The 17904-nt window shown below is 46.1% G+C and carries 13 protein-coding genes; 2 read left to right on the top strand and 11 right to left on the bottom strand.

Features of this window, described 5'->3' with window-relative positions; all coding sequences use genetic code 11:
* Positions 1-29: 29 nt before the first annotated feature.
* Complete coding sequence (locus BM210_RS10950; protein ID WP_091167850.1) at positions 30-701, bottom strand: transmembrane-type terpene cyclase; 672 nt, start codon at positions 699-701, stop codon at positions 30-32.
* A 214-nt stretch (positions 702-915) separates the two neighbouring features.
* Entirely contained in the window at positions 916-2052 is a 1137-nt protein-coding gene (locus tag BM210_RS10945) for a hypothetical protein (RefSeq protein WP_091167848.1), read from the bottom strand.
* A 454-nt stretch (positions 2053-2506) separates the two neighbouring features.
* Between BM210_RS10945 and BM210_RS10940 the strand changes: the two genes are divergently transcribed.
* Positions 2507-4639: a GMC family oxidoreductase gene (locus BM210_RS10940; RefSeq protein WP_091167846.1), complete on the top strand. Its 2133-nt coding sequence runs from the start codon at positions 2507-2509 to the stop codon at positions 4637-4639.
* 1151 nt (positions 4640-5790) lie between these two features.
* Complete coding sequence (locus BM210_RS10935; RefSeq protein ID WP_091167845.1) at positions 5791-9507, top strand: glucuronyl esterase domain-containing protein; 3717 nt, start codon at positions 5791-5793, stop codon at positions 9505-9507.
* 219 nt (positions 9508-9726) lie between these two features.
* On the opposite strand, the gene BM210_RS10930 is transcribed toward BM210_RS10935, so the two are convergent.
* The 9 genes from BM210_RS10930 to BM210_RS10895 all read right to left on the bottom strand — a co-directional run bounded on the left by BM210_RS10930 (position 9727) and on the right by BM210_RS10895 (position 17872).
* Positions 9727-10395, bottom strand: a complete 669-nt coding sequence (locus BM210_RS10930; protein ID WP_091167844.1) for a cysteine hydrolase family protein — start codon at positions 10393-10395, stop codon at positions 9727-9729.
* Between the two features lie 114 nt (positions 10396-10509).
* Complete coding sequence (locus BM210_RS10925; protein ID WP_091167842.1) at positions 10510-11022, bottom strand: DUF6886 family protein; 513 nt, start codon at positions 11020-11022, stop codon at positions 10510-10512.
* Positions 11023-11170: 148 nt separating this feature from the next.
* Positions 11171-12646, bottom strand: coding sequence for a DUF5050 domain-containing protein (locus BM210_RS10920; RefSeq protein WP_256223497.1), 1476 nt, complete (start codon positions 12644-12646; stop codon positions 11171-11173).
* A 318-nt stretch (positions 12647-12964) separates the two neighbouring features.
* Positions 12965-13117: a WYL domain-containing protein gene (locus BM210_RS34295; protein ID WP_143101036.1), complete on the bottom strand. Its 153-nt coding sequence runs from the start codon at positions 13115-13117 to the stop codon at positions 12965-12967.
* Positions 13118-13410: 293 nt separating this feature from the next.
* On the bottom strand, positions 13411-14622 hold the full coding sequence (locus BM210_RS10915; RefSeq protein ID WP_091167841.1) for an MFS transporter: 1212 nt from the start codon (positions 14620-14622) through the stop codon (positions 13411-13413).
* 36 nt (positions 14623-14658) lie between these two features.
* Positions 14659-15294 (bottom strand): ThuA domain-containing protein, encoded by a 636-nt coding sequence (locus BM210_RS10910; RefSeq protein ID WP_091168436.1) that lies wholly within the window; start codon positions 15292-15294, stop codon positions 14659-14661.
* Between the two features lie 26 nt (positions 15295-15320).
* Complete coding sequence (locus BM210_RS10905; RefSeq protein WP_091167839.1) at positions 15321-16043, bottom strand: SDR family NAD(P)-dependent oxidoreductase; 723 nt, start codon at positions 16041-16043, stop codon at positions 15321-15323.
* A gap of 33 nt (positions 16044-16076) precedes the next feature.
* Positions 16077-16964: a carbohydrate ABC transporter permease gene (locus tag BM210_RS10900; protein ID WP_091167837.1), complete on the bottom strand. Its 888-nt coding sequence runs from the start codon at positions 16962-16964 to the stop codon at positions 16077-16079.
* Between the two features lie 17 nt (positions 16965-16981).
* Entirely contained in the window at positions 16982-17872 is an 891-nt protein-coding gene (locus tag BM210_RS10895; RefSeq protein WP_091167835.1) for an ABC transporter permease, read from the bottom strand.
* Positions 17873-17904 lie beyond the last annotated feature (32 nt).

The following is a 17904-nucleotide window of genomic DNA, read 5'->3' as shown; positions in this document are numbered from 1 at the left end:
GATGAATTATCCATAAACAGGGTCACCTTTCATATAGCTGTAAAGAGGTGCTTTTCGATTGGTTTATTGATTCGATTTATGATCTTTATCGACTGGTTGGTGATCAATAGGATGTAAACGACGTCAATAATAAAAATAAAGATATACATCATCGTTAATAAAATAGAATGTGGATACTGGGAATAACTCAAAACAGAGATGCAGAGGGTACCTATCATTTTAAAATAAGCTATGTATTTGGACTGGCCTCTTAAATCTTGAGTCATCAGCATTCTTATAAAAAGGATGGACATCATGAGATTGATGCCAAATGCGGAATATTTGCCCTCAAGATCATGAAATTCCATCGCGACTCCATAGTGCAGCAAAAGTGCTATGACAATTAACGAAATAACAACCGTTTTGGCTGGCCATGTTGGATTTTGTCTTTTGGAATAATAGAAAAATTGCAGCAGAATGATACAATCCAAGAAGAACCATATTACGGTTATGATTTGTTGAAGCGGATTGAAAGGGAGGATAAAAGAAAATAGAAATTCCCAGGTGATGTTTGCACAAATCGCCGCCATAGGCATTCCACAAGTGCGATCGCGAAACCCTTTATAAATCACAAGCAAATAAGTAATTGTCCAAAAAAAAGCCATCCCAAGCAGTAGTAAAAGTTCTACACGCAAAGAAAATAAGTGCTGCGTCTGTTGCATATGGAGAAAGACACATCCTTTCAGAGGTTTTTCTCTTATAACTATGACGCACTTGGCTTGTCTATGATTTTGTTATCAAAGACTATCCACGATCATAAAAGTTTATGAGAAATCCAGTACTGCGTTAAGCAGACTGGTATTTGGAAACAAAAAAGCTTGCCTCGCAGCAAGCTCCTTCACTCGTATTATCATCAACTGACACCACACCCAGCATTTATGCCAGACGAGCCTCTATGGCATTACGAAATGTACGTGCATAATCCAAAGGCAGATGATCAATTCCGCCCAGCTCATAACCGATTTGACGAATCCAGATCGCCTGCGTACCTGCGTTCATATCGCCCTCAACAAGGCCAAGACCGATAGGTACCGCTGCTGGCATATAAGGATAAAATTCGCCCTCTTTCACCTGTGCCACATTCGGAGCAGTCGGCGAATGCTTTAGCTCACGGGAGAAACCTCCATCGGATCGAAGCAGCTTTCGCATGTTGGCAATGGAGATATGCATAATTTCCGCAAAATCTTCCGCTGGCACCTTCAGTTCTTCGCGGAACGCCTCCAGCAAATCGAGCGGATTGCGAATCCAACACATATCGATAGCTTCCTCAGTCCTCAGGCACAGCTGTATCGTACGTAAGATGCGGTCAAGATGGGGCACCGATAACCCAAAACGCTTGTAAAACATGTTGAGTTTAAATGTTCCTGAAATACGAATATATAAGTTCCCCTCACCCCACAGTCCTGTTTCCGGGTCTTGGATGGATGCAAAATAAGCGGCCGCCGCATCCACATAACTACGTTGATCTTGCACATTCAACGCTGCCACATGGTGATTTGGGGCGCACATGAGGTCACATCCTCTCCAACTGTTACGCAGGTCGACGCTTTTCAGCCATTCCACGTAGGTTTCAGGTGATTGCATAAATTCAGGTGGCTCCTGCTGTTGATGTGGCAATGTATACAGCGGCTGGCCGCCGAGCTTCCGCAGTGAATTCGTGCTGTAACCGAGCGCCCGCCCCACCATCACTTCATCTTTGCGCATGTTGTCATCCGCGTCGTAAAAGTAACCTGAAGCCGGATCCTGCTTATTTTGAAAAAAAGCGATCAAACCTTGTCGTACACGCTCGGGAAGCTCAGGCAGAAGTCCCGATCTCTCGATAATATTCAGTGCCTGTGCGCTCGATTCGATATCAGGAATGAAGTTGTCCATATGGTAAGAGCTTCGCGCATAATAGAATCCACCCGATGCACAATCATATTGACCTGCCAGCCATTCGTAAAAGGATTCGAACAGCGTATCGAGCTCACCAAGTATTACCTTCATTTCTTCATTAGTTGTATTCGTAGCCATATTTCATCTCTCCCCGTCGAAATGTGAACCAACTTTCCCGTAATCGTCCATGAACAAGTATGTACAGCAACCATTGGAAAAGAAACCCTTCTGTATGATCAGAGCTAATAGGTTTATAGGGTTATTATACTGACATTATATAATTAAACTATAATTATTTATAAGTACATTCTAAAAAGTCACTATGTCTCACGCTGATTTTATCTTTACAAGCGCAGCCCAAATGTCTAGCGGGAAGCCCATGGCACGTGATAGACTAGAAGTAAGTAAGTTGTTAGTAAGGTGTACATCCTTCTTCCCACTGACGCCAATTGCGGAGGAATAGGCACTGGAATGTAAGCGTTTTATACGGTTCATTGGATTGAGTAGGACGATCGCGACAGGTAAAGGAGAGAACGTTCATGAGGATGAGTAATTATGACGTACGCCGAATATCATTGGTAGGTGATCGTTGATGAAACCCAGCGATCAGGAGTATTTGTCAAGCGAGTTGCGCCCTATCTTGGAGGCAATCGTCGATCGGATGATTCCGGAAGATGCATGGCCATCGGCAACCGATGGGGGAGTCTTGGTATACCTGAACCGGCGCGCAGGCGAGGATGTCGCTACCTGTATGGATTTGATTGTTCCCGGACTTCGCGCATTGGATGAAAAAGCAAATGCTTTCTATCTTCGGCCATTTTCGGAACTGTTGGCAAATGAACAAGATGGGCTGATACAAGACCTGGAGCATAATCGTCTTCAGGACTTTCCCGTTTCACAGAAACTTTTCTTTACCACCTTATTGAGTCTGGTTATCGAAGGTTATTATGGAAGTCCAGATGCTGGTGGGAATCGCGAGGGTAAGTCCTGGGACATGATAGGTTTTCGTCCGGGGACCGTCTCCGAACTCCATGAACCGATCTTAGAAACCGATCTACCGCAACGGACCTTCGATCAACTCAGAGACCAGTATGATGCAATCGTCGTAGGGGCAGGGGCAGGGGGCTCGGTTGCGGCGGCATTGTTGGCCGAATCGGGACTTCGCGTGCTCGTTGTCGAGCGCGGAAGCTGGCTTCGATACAGTGAAATAGGCAGCGATCATGTTCGCAATCATCGTTTTAGCAAATACGGTCATAACACGGGACCAGGGTTGGAAGGCAATCCTCGAACGATTCTTTTGGCCAACGGAGACGAGCGGATTACAGCACCCTTTGACGGTGACTACCATAATAATGCGATGACGGTGGGCGGCGGCACACGCATTTACGGAGCACAAGCATGGCGATTTCATTCAGATGATTTTCGCATGGCTACTCGCTATGGGATTCCAGACGGGAGTTCGCTCAGCGATTGGCCGATTAACTACGATGAACTCGAATCTTATTATGAGCGGGCGGAATGGGAAGTCGGCGTTTCTGGTGACTGTGATGCCCACCCTGGACGAGGGAATCGACGACTCCCTTATCCAATGCCAGCGCTGTCGAGGACACTGGAAGCAGAACGCTTGGCTCAGGGGGCAGCGAAATTGGGATGGGATGCGGGGCCGGTTCCTCTTCTCATCAACTCGGTCGAACGTGACGGTCGGCCGGCCTGTGGGCGATGCGGCCAGTGTGTCGGATTTGCATGTCCGACCAATAGCAAGAATGGCGGCCACAATACGATGTTATTGAGGGCTATCAATACCGGTAACTGCGACCTGATTTGCGATACCATAGTGGAGCGCATTGACACCGTGGCAGGAAAGCATGCCACCGGGGTTCGCCTTGTGCAGGAGGTGGCGGGCTCAATCCAACGTCGGCAAGTGCGAGCAGGGCACGTGGTGATTGCAGCCGGAGCCATTGAAAGTGCACGCCTGCTCCTCAATTCGGCAAGCGATGCAGAACCGAACGGGATAGGTAATCAGAACGGACAAGTAGGAAGAAACCTTCAGGGCCATGTCTATACGGGTGCTTATGGGCTCTTTGATGATCCGGTTCAAGACGGTCTTGGTCCTGGAGTGAGTATTGCCACCTGTCGCTTTGCTCATGGTAACGGGGGCGGTATCATCGGGGGCGGCATGCTTGCCAACGAGTTTACACGGCTGCCGCTTATTCATTGGAATCGGGCGCTTGCGCCGGATGCCGCCCGATGGGGAAGCTCAGGCAAGGCAATGATGCGCGAGAGTTACTTGCGCACTAGCCATGTTCAGGGACCGATCCAGGATATCCCTACTCCCGAGTCAAGAGTGCGGCTCTCGCCAACGGTCAAAGACCGCTTCGGAATCCCCGTAGCTCAACTCTCGGGAAGTGTCCATCCCGAGTCTCTTCGAGCTGCAGCCATGCTAGCAGAGCAAGCTGAGACTTGGCTTTGGGCTGCCGGAGTACGTCAGGTTTGGCGAACCCGACCAGGTGGCGGGCTCAGTGCTGGGCAGCATCAGGCAGGAACACTGCGTATGGGTAATGATCCTTTGACATCAGTCACCGACCCCCATGGTCGCGTACACGGATACGATAATCTCTGGGTAAGCGACGGCTCCCTTCACGTTACCAATGGCGGGGTTAATCCGGTGTTGACGATTCTTGCCTTGGCTTTCCGCATGGCAGACAATCTGGTAAAGCAAGCGTAGCGAAATGTAGACACGAACAAAGTTTTATACGTCGACCCGAATCGAAGTTAATTGTTCACGCTCGCGTAGGTGTAGCTGGTCTGTTACAGATATTTATGTTTATTTCTATAAAAACATTGGCCTGTAGCCTGTTGAAGTACTATGAATCAGCATAGTTACAGGTCAATATTTCATTATGAGTGACCATTTAGTCATATTAGTTTGCGACACCTCTTCAATATTGGATGTTAAGGCACCCTTCAATTTGTAGACTCAGTTGTATAACGTTCTAGCGTCATATGATAGTCCCGACATTATGGTTATTTCCTCAAACATTCCTACCCATCCGTCCCCAGACCGACTTTAATGCCCTGATTAATCATTTCATAACAGGTGCAATCCCACACCCTACCCCTTCCTTTGATTCGGCTAAATGGATAAGTTGAAATTCTACCTTTAGCAGTTATAGCGATATGATCGGTATCAACATCGGATAATTAATGCTGGTTCCAAAGCTACTAATCTATATGATTCTGTGTTCTTCCGTGGTAATATCTGTAAAAATTGATAGCCAAGTGCCGAAAAATCTGACTTCTGCCCGTCCCTCCGCCTGCTTATAATTTATTTAACATCATCAGAAACTAACGCCACGGTCAAGAAGTTAATTTCCACGAAAAGTAATGAACTTCACTCAAGTCAGGTGGTGGCTCAGAAAAAGATAAACTCAAGCTAAACCAGTTCTAACTATGTCGGAGCCTACGTCCAACGTGTTGTTTTACGCCTATAAAATCGCCGGATTGTCGTCCAAGCTTGCGCGACTTCCAGTGGATTTACAACGCGGTTTTACCGATCAAGTTTTAGGCAATGAAAAGCCATCAGGTCATCCACTGACAAGTCGATGATGCTCTTAACACTAGGGAAATGCTCCATTACAGCGAGACCATTTGCAAACGTTTTCTTCTCAAATGACCTGCTCGAATACTGCTAAACATCAGGAACTAGTTGGTCAATAACAAAACTGTACACCCCTATCTTCGTCATACAGGCCGCTCTCGTCCTTTGCTTAGGCTGCGTCCTCCACCAAGACCCTATCATTCAGTTTCCAAGGTATAAAAATTATAAGAGAGACCCCTAATTCAGGAGCTGCTCTTAGCATACTAGGAGGTTGTGCTATGCAAAAACGAATAATCGCCCTCCTTGTTGTCTTTTTGATGATCTTCGGGATGATCGAGACAGCGGCGGCGTCAAACTTTGCTCCAGATCCAGCCGGTTCGATGCCATCAGAGCAGCTGAACGCGCAATTTACCACTGCGAATATAACCGTGGATGGTGTACGGGATGAAGCATATAACACGGCTGTACCATCAAAGATCGGGCACACGAAAAATGCGGCGGCTAACGGGGACGTAGTATCCGCCACATACGGCGAACTTCGCGCCGTTTGGGATGGCCCGGTGCTATACCTGCTCGTCGAGGTGCACGACAAAACGAAGTCGCGCGGTACCTTAGCGGATATAGGGCTTCAGCAAAATACAGCCAACAACCCCGCGCTTCGCGACAGCGTGGTATTTGGTCTGGACTTCTGGAATGACAAGGTTGACAAATTCCAAGACGACGACGGTTTATTCACCATCAGCTCTAACGGCAATCTGACATACCAACTCAACGCAGGCGTCAACAATCACTCTTCCGTCCATGCGTATCCGCAAAACCGCGAGTATACAAACAGGATTAAGAGTTATGCCGCCTCCGAAACAGCGGACGGCTATACTGTCGAGCTGGCGTTACAGATTGAAGGCGCGAAGCTTAAAAACGGAACGTCATTCGGCGTTGAAGTGGCTATCAGCGATTCGCCCTCCGAGGGGGCATCCCGAACAGGCTACGTTTTTTGGAGCCATAACAACAATGCTTACGCGGCTCTCAGTCAAGACCATTCAGTTGACTGGGGTACTGTCACGCTTGCCGGCTGGAACGGCACGGCGCCCTTCAAGTTCAGCGACTGGCAGCTGAGGGACACCATCCGCTGGGTGGATTCCAATTCTCTTGTCAAGGGTGTGTGGACCACGAAGACGGAAACGGAATTAAACGCAGCGCTTGCGGCTGCAAAAGGGATTGTCGGTTCAACCGATCAATCGATAGTCAATTCCGCGACCACGCGGTTGCAGAACGCTATAACCGCGCTGCGTTGGGCCGACAAAAAATATCCGGACCCGATGGATCTCCCGAGTCAGTTCACACTGCCAGACCCTTGGACGTACTTTGACGGACACAAGGTCACGAGTGCCAATGACTGGTTCGGCAATGGCGGTCGCCGCCAGGAGATTCTGGATATGGCTCAGTTCTATGAGTACGGCTATATGCCCGCTCCGCCGGATCATATTTCTATTACCAATGTTACGGCGGTTCCAGCCAGTCAAGGCCGTCCGCAGGGTCTCAATCTTAATGTTTCCATCACGTATGGATCTATCACCGCTCCAATGACTTTTACGCTGTATCCTCCCACAGAGCAAGCGCGGCAAGCTTCCGGCCATATGGGCCCGGTGCCGGTGGTCCTGAGCTTTGGCGGTTATATCGCCCAGTATGGTGACGCCGGTTTCGCGGTTCTAGCTGTGCCGACCAACGTCACGACGGATGACCGCAATAACCCTTGGGGAACCCGCAGCGGCACGTTCCGCACGTTCTTCCCGTACACACGCAACGGCGACACGCATGAGATCAGCAATGAGATGGGCGGCGCTTGGGGCGCATCCCGCGCTATCGACGCGCTGGAGCTTCTGGCCGCGTCCGGAAACATATACGGCGAAGGCTTCGGCTCGCTGGTAGCCCCCAATAAGCTGGCGGTGACTGGCCACTCCATTAATGGCAAGTATGCTTTTGTTTCCGCTTTGTTTGATAAGCGTATTGACGTGTGCATACCTAGCGCGGCCGGTGCCACCGGACCTTCCCCTTACCGCTATGTCTACATTGGGCACGAGTATAGCTGGGGTAAAGCGGCCGGCACCGAGATGATGGGTGATACCATCCGCCACAACCCGGGCCGTACTACAGAGCTTTTCCGCCGCTTTCTAACGCCAGGCCGCTTCTATGAGCGCCTCGATGGCGCGTGGGGTTACGGTGACCGTCTGCCCTTCGACCAGCATGAGCTGGTAGCCACTTTGGCGCCAAGAGCTATTGTGCTGCATAACACCGTGAACGACTACGGCGACGGCGCGGAGAGTGACCCCTTGGGTCTGCAAGCCGCAAAGTTTGTATATAACACATTGGGCTTTAACGCCGACGATCTGGTGAAGTTCAACATCCGTCCTCTCGCTCCCGGTGATGGACATGCTGAAGACGAACCGCAAAGAAAGAGAACTGCCGAGTATCTTAATCACTATTTCTATCATACGGAGATGTCAGAGGCAACCGCTGAATACTTGAATGATGATCCGTTTGATAATGAAGGAACGAGAGCGGAGAACGCATACAACCGTTATTTCGGGGGTTATAAAACTCTCGCGCCTTGGAAGGATTATACGCTTCCAATAGTGCCGTCTGTCACGACAAGCGAGCTATCGTTTGGAAGAACAGGTGCCCCATACAGCCAAACCCTGGTGGCAACTGGCGACACACCCATCACTTGGTCGCTGGACAGTGGCACCATGCCATACGGGCTTTCTATTGATGGCGCCACCGGAATCATCTCTGGCATACCAATAACGCCCGGAACGTTCAGCTTTAACGTCAAGGCGCAAAACATCGGCGGCAGTGCGATAAAGCCGCTGAGCATCGTAATCGCTTTGTCAGAGTCATCGCCGTCAAATTACTCGCCATCATCAGGCAGTACAGGAAGCAGTACAGGAACATCAGGAGCATCGACAGCATCACCATCACCAATTAACGAAACCGATGGGGATATCATAATCAAGGGCAATGGGGCGGAACTTACCATTCCCAAGCTTTACTTTGAGGCTGCCGCCGATGGCATAGCTCCAAAGACCATCACATCCGATTTGGCCGCCGGTACAGTTACGTTCTCGAAAGAGGCAATCGTTGAAATAGCCCAGCAAGCGGGCGGAAACGACATCAAGCTGAACATGGAAGTGACGAAGCCGGATGAGAATGGCGATGTGACCTACACGCTGACCATGAGTACCACAGACGGTAAGCAGATTACTCAGTTCAATGACAAGCTCGTCACTATAAGTGTTCCGTATATGCTGGTTGAAGGCCGCAATCCCAACGCGGTGATTGCCAAGAGTAAAAGCGATAATGCTGTCTTACGCGGTCACTATGACCCAGACGCGAAGAGAATGATCTTTACAACAAGGCATTTCTCCGATTTCCTTGTCACCTACAACCTCGTGGAGTTCAGCGATGTTCCGAAGACAAGCAAGTTGTATGATCCGGTCGTATTCTTGGCCGCACGCGGTATCACGCAAGGTGTGGGCAACGATAGGTTTGATCTTAAATCTACTCTGACCCGCAAGGAAATGCTGGTATCCTTGATGCGTATCATGGACATAGCCCCAGACACGACATGGACAGTCAATTTCGCAGATGCGGGTAATGACTACGCTACTGGATACCTTGCGGCAGCCAAACGTCTTGGCATATCCACAGGCAATAATGCCGACGGTACGACCTTCGGTGGCAACTTGAACGTGAATGTTTCAGAATTCTATCAATTCCTTTACAATGCTCTGCACAATGATCTGCCCGCCAGTGCTCCGAACGCACCCGCACTGAACAGCTATACGGACTACGCCAACATCCCCACCTGGGCGATGGAAGCCACCAAAGTCTTTGTAAGCGCGGGCGCCGCGTTGTATGAGAATAAGATCACACCGAATGCGCTCCTCAGCCGCAGCGACATGGCGGAGCTGTTCTACAAGTTCCTGAAAAAATAAAACGAAACTCCCTCCTGTTCCGTAAGCGTAAGCATTCCTACGCTGAGGAACTTCTCAGACAAGAGCCGCTGAAAGCGATCGCTTTCAGCGGCTCTTGTCATTTAATCGTGTATAATCATAATCAAGATGCATGAACATTTGAATCGAAAAGCCATTCATAATTCGAGAAGCTTTTGAAGCTTTTTCTCTATCTCAAAGTCCGCTGGACCTCGATCAAAATTAAACGGAGTTTAGACCTTTATCGTTTCTGTGTTCTAACTCTTGTATTAATGATTCGGTCGTATAAACCTTAATTCCAATATTTCTCATTTCCTCAGCGCCTTTATCATAGGTACCAGATATGGCGTCCTCTACCATGACCACTTTAAAATCACGTTCGCTCGCTTCATACATACTCGTTCTTGGGCAATTGGGAAAGTTGCATCCGATGAAAATCAAGGTATCAATGTCATTCTCCATCAATAATTGTTCCAGTTTTGTCTGATAAAATGCTCCCCACCTTGGCTTATAGATAACCCATTCTGAGCTGCCAATAAATTGAATCTCGCCATTCAAAAGAGCCTGGTCATTCAATTCGTGCGCATCCATTGGCTTTATTAAACTTACAAGATCTGCCCCTTTGGATCCCGGTCTTACTATTGCTACTCCAGATTCAATTAATTCTCTACGACAAATATCAACATTCGATCCGCCTTCTTTGTATAGACGAATCATATGTATAATGGGGATTTGTTGCTGTCTACAAGTCGCCAGAATATTCACCATCTGAGGAATGACCTCGCTTGTTCCCTTAATTTCTGCAACTGCTCCGGGCAGGCTAAAGTCATTTTGGGTATCAATTGTAATGACAGCACACTTATTAAAATTAGGTTTTGTATATGTATCCATCGTTGATCCACCTTCAATATAGGAGTTGCACTCATTTTGTTATCATAGTTAAGTCGGCAGTGTGAAAATGATATTAGGTGATTGTCTGCATTCCTCAATAATCTAAAATATTGTTTATTCTTGTATTGCATTTTTCATTCTAATCATTGAGAAGTTTATTGTTGAAGTCGCAATCGATTGTTTCAGGGGGATTAATGAGGGTGTAATTCGAACTTCAATCCCAAGAGCAGTTAAACCTCCCAAAAGATCATCTACCCTTTCAACTACTACTGGTTTAACTGTATGTGTTGTTGTATAGTACCCTGCATTGGGCTCATACAATTTGAATTCATCCGCCTTAAAAACATATCGATAAATACATCCTTTTCTAATTCTATCGATCCAACCCGTTTCGACCGCTACCATTCGATTCGTTCTGGAATGACCAAAAAAAAGATTATAATCCTGTTCAGTCGTATCTTCTTTAGGCCATATACATACCCTTGGACAATCACGTGGGAAAAGGTAATGTGGTGCATGAAACTCATCTATTGTCCATACTTGAGCTGGCTCATCAACACGGTATTCTAGCTTTCTTGGTACAAAAACTTCAATATTAGCTTCTTCACTGAAATGATATAATTTCACTGCTTCAGCTCCTTTCGCTTTTAGATTATACCATATTATGGGTTTTATAGAGTAATCAAAAAGAGGAGCTTCTCAAGGAATCTCCCCCACAAGTACGTAATCACTGCTACTTGCTTGTCTTCACCCGTTTATTGTATATGCTCAGTTTCTACTTAATTAATTTTATCGATTTATCTTCTTTTGATACGATTAGAAGTACATCATCATTAACAAAAATGTCTGCTGCCTGGTCTGTAATAGATAGTTGAATATTCCCTGATTTATCGAATATTTTAATGCCATAATCTTCACCCGCAGCGAGCTTGCAAATGATTTGGTCATTCATCAATTGGACGCTTTCTACAGGCTCTTGCAATACAAGCTTATCTTCTGTAGATGATTCTGCCTTGTAAAGATTGAATTGTCCATTTGTATTTGCAACGGTGTAATATACATTACCTGCTACTTCGTCATACCAATTTGCAGCTGGGTTAACCGAACGTTGCTGCTCATTCGTACCGTCCATGTTGGATGAGTATAGTAAATGATCTTCATCTTTTACATAATACAGCTTGTTATTAACCATTTTAAAATGGCTAACTTCAGCATTTAATATTTTTTCAGTTTTATTTGTTTTTAGATTTATTTTGTAAATCTTGTTTATATCTCCAGTCGTATCAGGGAAAGAGGATGCCAGCACATATATATCGTCTCCAACTATTGTAGTCGAACGATCCGTTCCATAACCAGTACTGCTTCCATTATTTGTTATATGCCATCCATATATGAGATCCGGATTTCCGACGTTTTTCCCATTTTGAACCTCTTGTCCCGTTGGCACGGATTTCAGGTTGTTCCCTCTCGGAGGTACAGATTGATTAATAAGCAAGGCTCCATTAGGCGTATTTTTGAAATCGAGATAACCCTGATGCTCTAATTCAGCTTTTCCTTTGTCGTTAACTTTGCCATACTTGTCAGAGCCCATTATTCCTCCACCCTCATGATATGAAAACCAAAGCTCGTGATCTCTGATAGAAAATTTCAAATTTGTATGGTAGCCACGTGAGGAATCCATTACATAAGCAAATACTTGCTCTTTGCTTGATGTGTTATTTTCAGGTACTCTGTAAATTTGGTTCATGCCCCCATCGGGTTCTGTAAAGTAATAATACCCATTAAACAAAGCGACACCATTGTCACCTGCTGCTGCTGGAAGGTTCACGGTTTGCATATGTGGGTTATTTGAATTTATAGCAAACCCCTCCGCATCATCCCACACATATTCCCATCCAAAAGCATCATGTGCAAATTTCCATGTCAGAGGGAAATAAATAATCTCATTCAAGCTTAACAACGGATATTCTTGTTTAGAATTATCTACTTTCGCGCCATTTACGGTTATCTCAAAGGAAGGTATTGTTGCCTTGTAGCTGGTTGAATTTTTATGATTGGTTATGTAAGGTGCGTAGGATGAGGTAACTTTCCCTTTAACAATGTTTAGTCCGCCTTTGGGGGTCCATTCAGCTTCTAATCCCAACAGTCTGGAATCGTACCAAGTCATTGGAAAATAGGTAATATCCTTATAAACGAATAGCGGATATTCCCGGTATGCATTGTCAACCTTATTTCCATTTAGCTTCACCACAAATTTGGGTATCGTCACTGCTGCACTTTGCTCCGCAGCAAAGCTGTCCACAGAAGGCAGCATCAAACTCAAACACAACGCAGACAAAACGACCGTTATCCCTATCAGCTTTTTCACAGAAATCACCTCTCTCGTTTAATTACAAATATTAGACGATTATCCAATTCATTTGTTTCGTTACATTTTTGTAAGTGGAAAAAAAAATGTGACCGAGTGGATTCGTGTGGATGAAGCTGAACTGTCGTTAAAATAGCAAAATGCCGCCTCGCGGCGGTATTTCTTACATATATTAGCTATCTCAAAATGACATCTTTACAATCAATCGATCTTGTAGATTTGGGCCATATTCATAATGTGTCCTTGCAGCTCAGCAATTAAATCGGGAGGTTCTATAATTTTTACATGGCTGCTGTTGCTAAGAATGTTCTGAATTGCTTTTTCCGTGGAGGAATAATGAGTGGTTACAGACATCGTACGTGCAAACTCCGCAGCCGAACCATACGGGAAAGCCTGAATACACGTATGGCAGCTCGAATGAGACAGTAGCCATACAAATAACAACAAATCCTTTAAGAAATAGTCCCATCGGTTCGATCGTTCTTTCTGTTTCCTTCACGAAGGGAACTTGTTAGAACCTGTTCTCCCGTTTCAATCTGCCGAATGCCAATGTAGCGATCATGGACTGTTATAATGAAAAAAGAGAAACTGGCTCTCCTGCTAGCAGGTGCTCAGTTTCTCTTCGAATCATGAAGCTGATAGTGTGCTTACGTACCCGATTTGGACCATTCACGAATTGCTTTGTCGGAAGGAAGCAGTAGACCGAGAGCACCGATTAAAGGCATGAATGAGCAAGCCGTAATCACGATGGTAAGACTTGTCAAATCAATCAGACCACCTAATGCCACTGCGCCCACTGCACCTAAGCCGAATGAGAGACCTGTTATGAGACCTGAGACCGTGCCTACTTTACCGGGCACTAATTCTTGTACATACACAACGGTTACAGAAAAACTGCTGTGATTAATGATACCAAGTAAAAATAACAAGGGATATACCCAGATTTCACCCACGTGGGGAAGAAGCATCGCGAATGGTGCTGAGCCTAACACGGATAGCAGGATGACATTTTTCCTCCCGATCCGATCAGATAATGGCCCCCCAAAAAATGTCCCAATAATTCCCGCCCCCATATAAATGAACAGAAATATTTGAGCTTCGGGAACCGTCATCTGAAATCGCTCAAGTAAATAAAACGAAAAATAAGTTGAAATACTGGCTCCGAACCATGAACGTGCAAAAGCAATCAGCAAAATAATGATAATCGCATATTTGATCTTCTTTTCATGTTGGCCAAATCGTGATGCCGGAGCTTTGGACTGGCCTTTACGTTGACCTACCAGCAGGTGCTGCCGATACCACTGGGCAACCCATAGCTGAATCATCATGCCTATGGCTGCGATCATGGTAAACCATACAGCTCCGAACTGGCCGAATGGGAAGAAGATGAGCGCCGTCATTAAGGGTGCCATCGCTCCGCCGGAGTTTCCTCCGACCTGAAATATGGACTGAGCCAAGCCTCTACTCTCCCCACCGGCTAAATAGGCGATACGTGCACCCTCAGGATGGAACACGGCAGATGCCACACCAACTAATCCAACGGCAGCAAGCAGGACCGCATAGGCAGGTGCAAAGGCTAAACCCAGCATTCCGATTAGAGCAATGATCATTCCGATTGGCAATAAATAAGGCGTTGGCCGTTTATCCGCGAACATCCCCACAAAAGGCTGCATGACCGAGGAAGAAAAATACAAAATAAAGGTGATGATACCGATTTGAGTATACGATAAGTGTAAGGAATCACGCAGGATCGGATAGGAAGCTGGAATGACAGCTTGAAGTGCATCGTTAATGAAATGAGCCAAGCTAATGGCAAGCAGCACGGTATAATTTGCTTTTTTATTTGTAGCCTCAAGCATTTCTCTCCATGATCTCCTTTGTATACACGGACTCCATTACAATAATTCAGCTGCCCATAACCCGCCTCTGCGAATAAGCTCCCGAAAAGGCTCTACACTAAAGGAAGCCAGCTGGTGTCCAGGCATGAGATAGACGACTCTGCCTAATCCGTATTCATGCGTCCATGCGGCTGGCCACATCTGTCCGTCATGCTCATACTCGGCGAGAATTGTAGTCTGATAATGTGGGTACATCTCAAAACGGTACGGTTCCTCATCCATAACAAAATCGTCAATGCCTTCAGTGATCGGATGCTTGTGCCCAGAAGTCTTGATCGGCAAGGCTGTGAAGGGCGGGTGGCCTGTGAATTTAGCACCCAGCATCGTCCCTAATTCCTGACTTCTTTGAAGCGAAATCCCGTTATGAATCGCCAACAGTCCACCACCGTTAGCCACATAAGACAGCAATGCTGCGGTTTGAGCGGATGGCAGCGGCTCCTTGGCAAATTCCGTGTAGGAGATCACTAATGAATAGGATTCCAGGATAGTGGGGTCCAACTGCTCGTAGTCCTCTGTACTTGTAACCGCAAATTCGCCTTCAAAAATCTTTTCGATCTCCCGATCTACGTCTGTAAACGGATGATATTTAGCATTTTTATAATCACCTAAAGCCAAAGCTTGATTGGTTTGCATAAGGTCAACTTCCTCTCGTTTTTGAATTACCATGTCCATTTTTTTCCATTTAGATCCAGATAGGCCGGTTCGTCAGCCAAATACATTTTATGATCCTGAACTAGAGACATAATTTTTCCTGCAGAATCTTCTGGAGAAATGGGAGCGTCCGGATTCAGCTTACCGCTCATATAGGTTTGCATCCACCCAGGATGAAACACCATAACCTGTCCTCCCATATCCCGTAGATGATTATGCAGGATGGAAGTGTGCATATTCATTGCTGCTTTTGACATGCAGTAGCCGTACGATGCTTTTCTTTTGTTCTCACTGATACTTCCGGCTTCAGAGGAAATATTCACAATGAGTTTGTCTTCACTTTGGAGCAGCAATCCCATAAGGGCGTTATTGACTCTTAAAGCTCCCAGTGTATTTACGTTATAGATTTGCATCATGACATCAAAATCGAGCTCAACCAGAACATGAGCATGATCGGCACGATTGCCTATTCCCGCGTTGTTCACTATTAGGTCTACATGCCCGGTCTTGGCTGATACCATACGTGCTGCCCGTTTCACACTATCGCTGCTACCGATATCCAGTGGCACCAGCTCCAATTGATCTGGATAGCTGAGTTTCAACTCCGCAAGAAAGTTCCATTCCTCCAAGTATTGCCCGGCAAACACCTTGTATTTGTTCTCCAGCAGCCATTGAGTAATGTGAAACCCCAAACCTCTATCCGCACCTGTTACAAAAGCCACTTTTCCCATATGCTCTACACTCCTTATTATTGGTTCTATGGTTTACTCCTTGACGGAGCCAAGTGAAATGCCAGTTACAAAATATTTCTGAAGAAACGGATACACCATCAGCACGGGTACCATCGTAACTACTATTTTGGCCGCACTGAACGTCTTCTCTGACAGCTTCATCAACTCTTCCATGTCAATGCTGCTCATGTTGCTTAGCAAGGGTGATATTACTAGTGAACGGATATACGTCTGAAGCGGTTGCCGGTTCTGATCATTGATAAGCACCATGCCATCAAAAAATGAATTCCAATGATGCACAATACTGAATAACGTAACCGTAGCGATAGCTGCAGTCGACATCGGAATATAAATTCGGAAAAGTGTAGCAAAGGGACCCGCACCATCCATCGTGGCAGCTTCCCCCACTTCTTTACCAATGCCGCGAAAAAAATTCATCAGCAGAATAACATTGAACACCGGCACAGCTGTAGGCAGTACTAGCGCCCAAACCGTGTCCATAATCCCAGTCATTTTTACGGTCATGTACCACGGAATCAAGCCTCCGTTAAACATCATGGTAAATACAAATATCCACATTAGCTTATTTCTCGCTGGAAATTCTGACCGTTCCTTGGATAAGGGGTATGCCGCCAATACCGTCAGTATAAAATTGAGAGCACCTCCCAGCAGCACACGTTGAATCGAAATCAGAAAAGAATTGAAAAACCGTTGATCCTGTAAAATATACTCGTAGGGGGTGAGCGTAAAGCCTATAGGATAAAAGGTAACTAGCCCGCCCGCAGCCGCAGATTTATCGCTGAAGGACAGTACAACCATATGCCAAATCGGTGCCAAGCATATGACCGTGATGAGTATTAATACAAGTAGCAATCCCAGGTATGCCAGCTTCCCGCCAACGCTCTGCTGCTTTGTGAACATCGTGTCTCCCCCTGATTTCAAAAAATGCGGTAATTGGCCCACTTATCTGCCAGCTTCCAGGAAATGACCACCAGCAAAAATCCAACGACCGATTTTAATACACCTACAGCCGTAGCCAAGCCATACTGATGTTGAATCATGCCAATGCGATATACGTAAGTATCAATAATATCTCCTGATTCGTAGACAGATGGATTGTACAGGTTGAAAATTTGCTCGAAGCCAGCATTCATTACCTTACCAATCCCAAGACAACCTAACAGAACAATCGTGGGCGCAATGCCCGTTAGTGTGATGTAACGCATTTGCTGTAATTTGTTGGCTCCGTCTATTTTGGCTGCCTCATACAGGCTTGGATTAATCGCTGTCAATGCAGCCATGAATATGACGGCATTGAAACCAAATTCCTTCCATACATCGCTGCCAACGATAACGATAGGGAACCAGGTATTACTTCCCAGGAAAAATATCGGTTCAATCCCCATTCCTTTCAGCATGGAATTGAGGATTCCGCTAGTTGACAGCATATTGGTCAGCACCCCTGCCAATATGACCCATGACATAAAGTGTGGTAAATATACGATCGTTTGAATCCAACGTTTGAGCGTATTTTGAACAACTTCATTCAGCATGAGCGCAAATACGAGGGGAACAGCCAAATTCATGATGATTTTGGAGACAGCGATAAAAATGGTATTGAAAAATATCCTGGAGCTTTCGGGCAGCTCGAACATATACTTGAAATTTTCCAGCCCGACAAAGGGCGAATTGAATATACCCTTGGCAGGAATAAAATCCTGGAATGCCATAACAAGTCCGAATAAAGGAAGAACTTCATAGATGATCACAAGAATGGCTGCAGGTGCAATCATCGCATAGTAACTCCAAACATGGTGTTTCGATCTCATAGCGTAGCTCCAATCTGTTCATCTCAACCCTA

This window comes from Paenibacillus sp. 1_12 (assembly GCF_900114475.1).
GTDB lineage: Bacteria > Bacillota > Bacilli > Paenibacillales > NBRC-103111 > Paenibacillus_S.
The sequence above is the reverse complement of the archived record's forward strand: the minus strand, read 5'-3'. Positions and strand labels throughout refer to the sequence as shown.

What these genes read in the sequence shown, in the direction of transcription:
- BM210_RS10950 (WP_091167850.1), bottom strand. Translation starts at nt 701, where the DNA reads ATGCAACAGACGCAGCACTTATTTTCTTTGCGTGTAGAACTTTTACTA.
- BM210_RS10945 (WP_091167848.1), bottom strand. Translation starts at nt 2,052, where the DNA reads ATGGCTACGAATACAACTAATGAAGAAATGAAGGTAATACTTGGTGAG.
- BM210_RS10940 (WP_091167846.1), top strand. Translation starts at nt 2,507, where the DNA reads ATGAAACCCAGCGATCAGGAGTATTTGTCAAGCGAGTTGCGCCCTATC.
- BM210_RS10935 (WP_091167845.1), top strand. Translation starts at nt 5,791, where the DNA reads ATGCAAAAACGAATAATCGCCCTCCTTGTTGTCTTTTTGATGATCTTC.
- BM210_RS10930 (WP_091167844.1), bottom strand. Translation starts at nt 10,395, where the DNA reads ATGGATACATATACAAAACCTAATTTTAATAAGTGTGCTGTCATTACA.
- BM210_RS34295 (WP_143101036.1), bottom strand. Translation starts at nt 13,117, where the DNA reads ATGTCTGTAACCACTCATTATTCCTCCACGGAAAAAGCAATTCAGAAC.
- BM210_RS10915 (WP_091167841.1), bottom strand. Translation starts at nt 14,622, where the DNA reads ATGCTTGAGGCTACAAATAAAAAAGCAAATTATACCGTGCTGCTTGCC.
- BM210_RS10910 (WP_091168436.1), bottom strand. Translation starts at nt 15,294, where the DNA reads ATGCAAACCAATCAAGCTTTGGCTTTAGGTGATTATAAAAATGCTAAA.
- BM210_RS10905 (WP_091167839.1), bottom strand. Translation starts at nt 16,043, where the DNA reads ATGGGAAAAGTGGCTTTTGTAACAGGTGCGGATAGAGGTTTGGGGTTT.
- BM210_RS10900 (WP_091167837.1), bottom strand. Translation starts at nt 16,964, where the DNA reads ATGTTCACAAAGCAGCAGAGCGTTGGCGGGAAGCTGGCATACCTGGGA.
- BM210_RS10895 (WP_091167835.1), bottom strand. Translation starts at nt 17,872, where the DNA reads ATGAGATCGAAACACCATGTTTGGAGTTACTATGCGATGATTGCACCT.